At 63.2% G+C, this 8,769-nt stretch carries 7 protein-coding genes and 2 riboswitches; of the genes, 4 read left to right on the forward strand and 3 right to left on the reverse strand.

What is annotated here, in order from left to right; translation table 11 throughout:
- Positions 1 to 22: 22 nt before the first annotated feature.
- Genes QRN20_RS26305 through QRN20_RS26315 form a run of 3 tightly spaced genes read right to left on the reverse strand, consistent with a single transcriptional unit; the run spans position 23 to position 1,368 of the window.
- Positions 23 to 472 carry a cobalamin biosynthesis protein gene (locus QRN20_RS26305; RefSeq protein ID WP_058432401.1) on the reverse strand — a complete coding sequence of 150 codons (450 nt, stop codon included), beginning with the start codon at positions 470 to 472 and terminating at the stop codon, positions 23 to 25.
- Positions 450 to 1,172 carry a CbtA family protein gene (locus tag QRN20_RS26310; RefSeq protein WP_088235408.1) on the reverse strand — a complete coding sequence of 241 codons (723 nt, stop codon included), beginning with the start codon at positions 1,170 to 1,172 and terminating at the stop codon, positions 450 to 452. The genes QRN20_RS26305 and QRN20_RS26310 overlap by 23 nt, the downstream gene beginning before the upstream one ends.
- Positions 1,173 to 1,182: 10 nt before the next feature.
- The gene (locus QRN20_RS26315; protein WP_025993657.1) at positions 1,183 to 1,368 is read right to left on the reverse strand and encodes a CbtB domain-containing protein; all 186 of its coding nucleotides are present in this window, start codon (positions 1,366 to 1,368) and stop codon (positions 1,183 to 1,185) included.
- A 101-nt stretch (positions 1,369 to 1,469) separates the two neighbouring features.
- A riboswitch (cobalamin riboswitch) is annotated at positions 1,470 to 1,680 on the reverse strand.
- A 58-nt stretch (positions 1,681 to 1,738) separates the two neighbouring features.
- A riboswitch (cobalamin riboswitch) is annotated at positions 1,739 to 1,962 on the forward strand.
- A 110-nt stretch (positions 1,963 to 2,072) separates the two neighbouring features.
- Between QRN20_RS26315 and cobW the strand changes: the two genes are divergently transcribed.
- From cobW to QRN20_RS26335, 4 genes are all read left to right on the forward strand, one after another.
- Complete coding sequence (gene cobW / locus QRN20_RS26320; protein WP_069144093.1) at positions 2,073 to 3,134, forward strand: cobalamin biosynthesis protein CobW; 1,062 nt, start codon at positions 2,073 to 2,075, stop codon at positions 3,132 to 3,134.
- A 3-nt stretch (positions 3,135 to 3,137) separates the two neighbouring features.
- On the forward strand, positions 3,138 to 6,902 hold the full coding sequence (gene cobN, locus QRN20_RS26325; protein ID WP_122605877.1) for a cobaltochelatase subunit CobN: 3,765 nt from the start codon (positions 3,138 to 3,140) through the stop codon (positions 6,900 to 6,902).
- On the forward strand, positions 6,902 to 7,936 hold the full coding sequence (locus tag QRN20_RS26330) for a magnesium chelatase ATPase subunit I (protein ID WP_029241540.1): 1,035 nt from the start codon (positions 6,902 to 6,904) through the stop codon (positions 7,934 to 7,936). The genes cobN and QRN20_RS26330 overlap by 1 nt, the downstream gene beginning before the upstream one ends.
- 122 nt (positions 7,937 to 8,058) lie before the next feature.
- On the forward strand, positions 8,059 to 8,604 hold the full coding sequence (locus tag QRN20_RS26335; RefSeq protein ID WP_096767683.1) for a vWA domain-containing protein: 546 nt from the start codon (positions 8,059 to 8,061) through the stop codon (positions 8,602 to 8,604).
- Positions 8,605 to 8,769 lie beyond the last annotated feature (165 nt).

An 8,769-nucleotide genomic window follows, 5' to 3' on the forward strand; every position in this document is an offset into this window, starting at 1 on the left:
CTGAAATGAGTCATTGCCGGGATTATCCGCCGGTTGCGGGGCTGGTTGCCAAGGCAAATGTGGCGTGGGTGCTTTTCTGGCGTTCGATCACCAGTCCGGCAGTGCCATCACCCAATTGCGCCGCAAGAGCCAGCGCCGAACCTTCGGCGACGCCGTGACAGCCGGTGTGTTGCAGCACATTCGCCGAGCGATGGGTGAGGTGAAGATCCCAGTACACCAGTTGCGCCGCGTTGAAGAACACCAGTGGCACGGCCAGTTGTCGCGCCAGCGCCAGTAGGCCGGGCTCTTCGCTTTTCAGGTCGATGGAGGCCAGCGCGGTGATGTCGCTCATGTCGAGTCCATGCGCATTGAGGTGGCGCTCCAGCAGTTCATGCAACTGCAGGGCAGAGCAACCGCGCCGACACCCCAGGCCCGCGACAATGACTGAAGCGGGCAGGGCGTTCGTCTGCTCAGGCCGGGTACGGTTCGGCATGCTGCAGATCGGCGTTGTTGCGGCGGAACAGCCAGGCGCTGATCAGGCCCAATGCTACCCAGAACACGGCATTGGTCAGCAGCGAAGCGATGATGAACTGCGATTCGAGTGCTTCAGGCGCGAGACTCTCATGAACCAGCGGCTGCGGCGCGCCGATCACATGAGGCGCAACCAGAATGGCAACGCCCAGCACTTTGAGCAGCAGGTTCTGACCGAAGATCAGCAGCGCGAGGCCAGCAGCGGTAGAGGCCGCGGTGCCAATCCACCAGAACTGACGCTGACCGAGTTCGGCCGCTGCGGTGCCCGGCAGTTCCGGTGGCAGGCCCAGGGTCGGAGCCAGCACGAAGACGGCGAAACCGGCCAGTCCCCATCCGGCGCCCTGAAGCGGGCTGCCCGGTGCGCGCAAGGTGTAAAGCCCGGCTAGCATCAGCGCAAAACCAACCGCGACCACCAGATTGCCACCGGTAGTAGACAGCACGCGCTGCCAGCCGTTTTCCGGTTCCCAGGCGGCTTCGTCATGTTCGTGACTGTGCTCGGCCGCAACGCCGCCAGCCTGTTCATGCACATGTTCGGCGGGTGCGTTTTCGTAGGTCTCGGCCTGTTGGATCAACGGGACGACCCATAAGCTTTGCAACAGGGTCAGCAGCAGCGCTGCGAGCAGGCCGGTGAAGCCTGCGGTGGAGGCGATTCGCTTGAACATTGTGTTGTCCTCAATGACAAGGGAAGGCGGCGCTGTGGCGGGTGTCGTGTGCCGCGTTGTGCACGGCGGCGATGTGCGAGAACCCGGCAAAGTACACCAGGCACGCGCCCAGCAGAGCGGCACTGATGGCGGCGGTGAGACGTTGCGTGCGGGTGGAGCTGGCTGCGGCCGAATGGCTGCTGCTGATGGTCGTCATGGCGTTCCCTCTGGAGACGTTGGGCGAAAGCGGGCCATGCGCACAGATACCCGCTGACGAACGTCAGAGGTTTCAATGGCGCCCGCCCACCGCGGGTGTGTCATTTACAAACGTAGCGGGCCGGTCTCCGGGCTCGCGAGGGGACGTGACAGCACTGTCCGTCCTTCAAAGTCACCTTCCCATGCCTGAGCACAGTGGATCTGACTTCCTCTCGCTTACCGTTGCGGGGGCAGCACCGGACTTGCTCAGCGATCTGAGCGCACCGGTTTCCCGTTTCACCCCGTGAGGGGCACCCGTAACAAGGTGCACAGGAGACCACGCGTGGCGGGGGATCGTCAATCTCTGCGATTGACCTGCCAGCGGTCACTGCGTAGCCTTGCCGGTTCGAGGTTCTTCGCTTGCAGCCCAGTGCGCAAGCGCAGCTAAGACGGGAATGCGGTCAATGCCGCAGCTGCCCCCGCAACTGTAAACGGTCATGTTCATCGCACAGCCACTGCCCAGGCGGGAAGGCGCGATGAGCGCGCGTTGGCAAGGCCCGAAAGCCTGCAATGCGCTGCCGTAAGCCAGGAGACCTGCCTCGAACCGGGCCAAGGCCTGCGAATTCTCACTACAACCGGGCGGGGTGATCCGGTGGCGATCTGATCCGCGTGCGTCGCACGTGGCTCTCGTCCTGTTTGCCCGCCGCATTGCCACAAGGGCATCTGATGAAAACACTGGCCAAGCTTCCCGTCACCATCGTCACCGGCTTCCTGGGGTCGGGCAAGACCACCCTGTTGCGGCACATGCTCGACAACGCCGAAGGGCGTCGCATTGCCGTGATCGTCAACGAATTCGGCGAGTTGGGTATCGACGGCGAAATCCTCAAGCAGTGCACCATCGGCTGTACCGAAGAGGAAGCCAACGGTCGTGTCTACGAGCTGGCCAACGGCTGCCTGTGCTGCACCGTTCAGGAAGAGTTCTTCCCGGTGATGCGTGAGCTGGTCGCCCGTCGCGGCGATCTTGATCACATCCTGATCGAGACCAGCGGTCTGGCACTGCCAAAGCCCTTGGTTCAAGCTTTCCAGTGGCCGGAAATCCGTAACGCCTGCACGGTCGACGCGGTCATTACTGTCGTCGACAGCCCGGCAGTACTGGCGGGTACTTTTGCGGCCTTCCCGGATCAGGTCGATGCCCAGCGCAAGCTGGACCCGAACCTGGACCACGAGTCGCCGCTGCACGAGCTGTTTGCCGATCAACTGGCCAGCGCCGATCTGGTGATCCTCAACAAGGCCGACATGATCGACGCTGACGGTCTGGCCAGGGTTCGCGCCGAAGTCGCCGAAGAGTTGCCGCCTGCCGTCAAGGTGATCGAGGCCAGCAGTGGCCGCCTGCCGATCAGCGTCTTGCTGGGTGTCGGTGCCGAATCCGAAGTCCACATCGACGGTCGCAAGACGCACCATGACCATCATGACGGTGAAGACGATGATCACGATCACGACGCCTTCGATTCGATCTCCATCAAGCTGCCACAGGCCGATGAAGCTGTATTGCTCAAGGCGCTGAACCAACTGGTCGTGCAGCACGGCATCCTGCGCGTCAAAGGCTTCGCGGCGATTCCCGGCAAGCCGATGCGCCTGCTGATCCAGGGCGTGGGCACCCGTTTCGACAAGCATTTCGACCGTGCCTGGCGCACCGACGAAGAGCGCCTGACCAATCTGGTGCTGATCGGCCAGGAACTGGACGCCGCCGCGCTGGAAACTCAACTCAACGCCGCGATCGCGGGCTGACCCATGCACCTGCTGAGAACCCAGCCCGGCGGTTTCGTACCCGACGACAGCATCGCTGACCTGGGGCAGACCCCGGCCGATCTGGTGATTCTCTGCAGCGGCGATTCGAGCCTCGCGCTGCTCGCCGAAGCGGCCCGGCAGTTGCCGGAGGACTACCCCAGCCTGCGTCTGGCCAACCCGATGCAGGTGCAGAATCACGCGTCGGTCGACCTGTACGTCGACGACGTGCTGCGCCACGCCAAGGTCATCCTGCTGTCGTTGCATGGCGGCATCGGCTACTGGCGCTACGGCGTCGAGCGGTTGATGGAGCTGGCCGCGCAGGGCGTCACGGTGATTATGGTGCCGGGGTGTGACCGGCATGATCCGGAACTGATCGACCTGAGCACCGTTGCAGCAACCGACTGCAACCGCCTGTGGCAGTTCCTGCGTCAGGGCGGCCTGCAGAATGCGCTGGATCTTTATAGCTGCATCGCCAGCACCTGGCTGGGGCGCGATTATTCATGGGCCGAACCCCAGCCACTGCCACGCACCGCTATTTATCATCCGAAGCGGGCAACTGCCGGATTGGCGGACTGGCAGGCTGACTGGCGCAACGATCAGCCTGTTGCAGCGCTGCTGTTCTATCGTTCGCACCTGCAGGCCGCCAACACCGGGTTCATCGACGAGTTTTGCGAGCGACTGCAGGCGCAGGGCCTCAACCCTTTGCCGATCGCCGTCGCCAGCCTAAAGGAGGCTGGCTGCTTCACGCAGGTAGAAGACTGGCTGGATGAGGCTGGAGTCGAGCTGATCCTCAACACCACCGGCTTTGCCCAGTCGAGCCCGGAAGCGCCGCATCTGCGGCCGTTTCGGCGCGATGTCCCGGTCATCCAGGCCATCTGTGCGCAAGACAACGAGCCTGCCTGGAGTGCCAGCGCACAAGGCCTGGGTGCCCGCGATCTGGCAATGCACATCGCCTTGCCGGAACTGGACGGGCGCATCATCAGTCGGCCCATCAGCTTCAAGGATCTGGCATGGCGCAGCGAGCGCAGTCAGTCCGATGTGGTCTGCTATCGGGCGCATCCCGAGCGCATGGACTTCGTTGCCCAACTGGCACGACGCTGGATTCTGCTGGCGCGCCTGCCCAACGCCGACAAGCGCGTGGCGTTGATTCTCGCCAACTACCCGACCCGCGATGGCCGAATCGGCAACGGCGTCGGGCTGGACACACCCGCAGCCGCGCTTAATATTCTGCGTGCCATGCAGGCCGAGGGCTATCCGCTGGCCGGGCTGCCTGACAGCGGCACCGAACTCATTCATCAATTGCTCGGCGGCGTGACCAACGATCGGGACAGCATCGACCAGCGTCCATGTCAGCAGAGCATGGCGCTGGATGAGTACCTCGAAGCCTTCAATGCATTGCCGCAGGCCAACCGTGACGCGGTGAACGCCCGCTGGGGCGCGCCGGATGCCGATCCCATGTTTCGCAGTGGCCGGATGATGATCGCAGGCCTGCGCTTTGGTCTGACCTTCGTCGGCATCCAGCCGGCCCGTGGCTATCAGGTCGATCCGAGTGCGGTCTATCACGACCCGGATCTGGTGCCGCCGCATGGCTACCTCGCGTTCTACTTCTGGCTGCGCAAGGCCTACGGCGCACACGCAGTGGTGCACGTCGGCAAGCACGGCAATCTGGAGTGGCTGCCCGGCAAGGGCGTCGGCCTGTCCGAGAATTGCTGGCCGGATGCTGTGCTGGGCCCGATGCCGAACATCTATCCGTTCATCGTCAACGATCCGGGCGAGGGTGCACAGGCCAAGCGTCGTACGCAGGCCGTGATTATCGACCATTTGATGCCGCCGCTGACCCGCGCCGAAACCTATGGCCCGTTGCGCAATCTGGAGCTGCTGGCGGACGAGTATTACGAAGCGCAGCTGCTTGATCCTCGCCGCGCCCGCGAGCTGCAGCGTGACATTCTGAATCTGGTTCGCGAAACGCAGATCGACCGTGAGCTGGCGCTGGACGAGACGACCGACAGCGACGCCGACGCAGCAATCTGGCTGCCGCGTCTGGACACCTATCTCTGTGATTTGAAGGAGTCGCAGATCCGCGATGGCCTGCATATCTTTGGTCAGTCACCTGAAGGACGTTTACGCACCGACACGCTGCTGGCCCTGTTGCGTATTCCCCGTGGCGATGGCCGTGGTGCTCAGTCGAGTCTGTTGCGGGCCTTGAGCAAGGCATTCGATCTGGGCTTCGACCCACTGGACTGCGAACTTGCCGAACCCTGGCAAGGGCCGCGTCCGACCGAGTTGCTGGGCTTGAGCACTGACCCGTGGCGCACGGCTGGCGACGCGCGTGAGCGCCTTGAGCTTTACGCAGCTGCCCTTATCGAGCGCATCTGCGACGGTCAGGACGTGACGGATTTGCCGGAGCATGCCGACCTGGCGCTGATCCTCGACAGCCTGCGAGAAGTGGTCGCCCCACGCCTCGATGCCTGCGGCCCGGGAGAAATGCAGGGCATGCTGGATGCACTGAGTGGCCGCTTCGTGCCTGCCGGGCCCAGCGGTGCACCCAGTCGCGGGCGGCTGGATGTATTGCCGACCGGGCGCAATTTCTTCAGCGTCGACGTGCGTAACCTGCCGACCACCACGGCGTGGCGCATCGGTTTTCAGTCGGCCAATCTGCTGTTGGAGCGTCATCTTCAGGATCACGGCGATCACTTGCGGCAGTTGGGTCTTTCGGTCTGGGGTACGGCGACCATGCGCACTGGCGGCGACGACATTGCGCAAGCCATGGCGCTGATGGGCGTGCGTCCGGTCTGGGCAACGGGTAGCCAGCGTGTCGATGATTTCGAGATTCTGCCGATCAGTCTGCTGGATCGTCCGCGCGTGGACGTGACGCTGAGGGTTTCGGGGTTCTTCCGCGATGCCTTCGCCAACCTGATTCGTCTGTTCGACGCTGCCGTGCAGGCTGTTGCGGCGCTGGACGAGCCGGATGATCTGAACCCGATTGCCGCCCGGGTACGTGAAGAACGAGCGAGTTTCATCGCTGAAGGTCTGAGCGAGGACGAAGCGGCACGTCAGGCTGGGTGGCGGATCTTCGGTGCCAAGCCCGGCGCTTATGGCGCGGGCGTTCAGGGCGCCATCGATGGGCGCTTGTGGCAAAGCCGCGAGGATCTGGCCGAGGTTTATCTGAATTGGGGCGGTTATGCCTATGGCGGCTCCGACGAGGGTACGCCCGCCCGGCAGCGCTTCGCTCAGCGCCTGTCTCAGGTGCAGGCCGTGGTACAGAATCAGGACAACCGCGAGCACGATCTGCTCGATTCCAACGATTACTACCAGTTTCAGGGTGGCATGCTGGCCGCCGCCGAAACCCTCAGCGGGCAGAAGACCGCCAGCTACCATGGCGATCACAGCCAGCCGGACCTGCCGAAGATCCGCACCTTGAAGGAAGAGCTGAACCGCGTGATCCGCTCGCGGGCAGCCAATCCGAAGTGGATCGACGGCGTCAAACGTCACGGCTATAAAGGCGCGTTCGAAATGGCCGCGACGGTGGACTTCCTGTTCGCCTTCGATGCGACGACCGAGCTGATCGATGATCACCAGTACGCACTGTTGGCCGATGCCTACCTGCTTGATCCGTCGACTCGTGAATTCATCGAACAGCACAATCCCGATGCCTTGCGTGACATGACCGAGCGCATGCTCGAAGCGCAGCAACGCGGCCTCTGGCAGGAACCGGGCGATTATCAGCAAGCCCTGGAAGACCTGCTGCTGGATATAGAAGAGAAGTGATGACCTTGTCTGACTCAAGCCTTGCCAATACGCCACATTTTCCACTGGCCGCCGTCGTGGGCGCCGATGAACTGAAGCTGGCGCTGTGCCTGACCGCGATTGATCCGCGCATCGGTGGCGTCTTGATCGAAGGTCCGCGAGGCATGGCCAAATCGACCCTGGCGCGCGGACTGGCGGACCTGCTCGCCAGCGGGCAGTTCGTGACCCTGCCATTGGGCGCGACCGAAGAACGGCTGGTCGGCACGCTGGACCTGGATGCCGCGCTGTCCGAAAGCCGTGCGCGTTTCTCGCCCGGCGTACTGGCCAAGGCTGACGGCGGCGTGCTGTATGTCGATGAGGTCAACCTGCTGGCCGATCATCTGGTCGATCTGCTGCTGGATGTCGCTGCCAGCGGTGTCAATCTGGTGGAGCGTGATGGCATTTCCCATCGTCATGCCGCCCGTTTCGTGTTGATCGGCACCATGAATCCGGAAGAGGGCGAACTGCGTCCGCAACTGCTGGACCGTTTCGGCCTCAACGTCGCTCTGAGCGGACAGACGCTGCCTGCCGAGCGCAGCCAGATCATCCGCAGACGTCTGGATTTCGATGCCGATCCGCATGCGTTCGGCGCTCAGTGGCAACCCGAGCAGGATGCATTGAAACAGCGTTGCGAGCAGGCCCGTTCGCGGCTGGCGGATATCGAACTGGATGACGCGTCGTTGGCATTGATCACCGAACGCTGTTTCGCAGCAGGCGTTGACGGCATGCGTGCCGATCTTGTCTGGCTGCGCGCCGCACGGGCACATGCAGCCTGGCGCAGCGTCGCACAGATTGAAGAGCAGGACATTGATGCCGTGGCCGAGTTTGCACTGCGACACCGCCGTCGCGAACACTCGCCGCCTCCACCACAATCGCAGTCGCCTGAAACGCCGCCTTCCGGCTCATCACAAAAGCAGGATGACGTGGGCGGGCAGGGCAGTTGGGGTGAGCTGCCGGCTCAGGCAGTGCCTACCGGCTCACGTCGCGAAGTGCCGAGCTGGCCAAAAAAGCCTTAGGCATCCGCCCCAAGCGCTCCAGGGGGGAGGATGCCGTTCCCCGGCCGGGTCGACTTGCTTCGGGGAGGACAGGCGCATCAAGAGCAGGTTCGGACGGCCCGGTGCAATGGCTGCCTACCCTGATGAAAGGTCGTCCGAAAAAGACTGGCGATCTGGTTCGCCAGCCGCGTAGCAGTCGCCCCAGTGAGCTGTTGCTGGTGATTGTCGATGCGTCTGCGTCGACGAAGCGGCATCAGGCGCTCAGCCAAGCCAAGGGCGTGCTGTCTCAGGTATTTGACGATGCCTATCGCAGCCGCACCCGTCTGGCCTTGCTCACGGCCAGTGGCCACGCGCCGAGCTGGCAGCATCAGGGTTTGAAAGCATCGTCAGCGCTGACTCCCTGGCTTGATGCGCTGGGGGCGGGAGGCGGAACGCCACTGCTGCAAGCTCTGGAAGAGGCCCGGCTCTGGCTGACGAAACGCAGCAAGCGCTATCCGTCTGAACAGCAACGGGTGCTGGTGCTGACCGATGGCAGGCTCAAGCAACTGCCTGCGCTGCTGGCTTTCGAGTGCGCGAGTCTGTTGATCGATATGGAAAAAGGCCCGATCCGGGTGGGAAGAGCGCGGGAACTGGCGCGCGGCCTGGGGGCGGAGTATCGGCATATTGATGAGCTTGGCTCAGTCGACTGACATCCTGAGGTGATTCAAGTGAAGCGCTCTGCTCACTGAGTCAGTGTCATTTGTGGCGCGGAGCGCCATGGTGTGCCTGTCCATGCGGAGCACTCATCGCTCCCACTCTGCGCTCATCGTTATACACAAGTCATCTGGCTATCCAGTGAGACAGCGGCACTGCCG

It is taken from the genome of Pseudomonas sp. fls2-241-TYG-175, from assembly GCF_030209155.1.
Taxonomy (GTDB): Bacteria; Pseudomonadota; Gammaproteobacteria; order Pseudomonadales; family Pseudomonadaceae; genus Aquipseudomonas; species Aquipseudomonas viridiflava.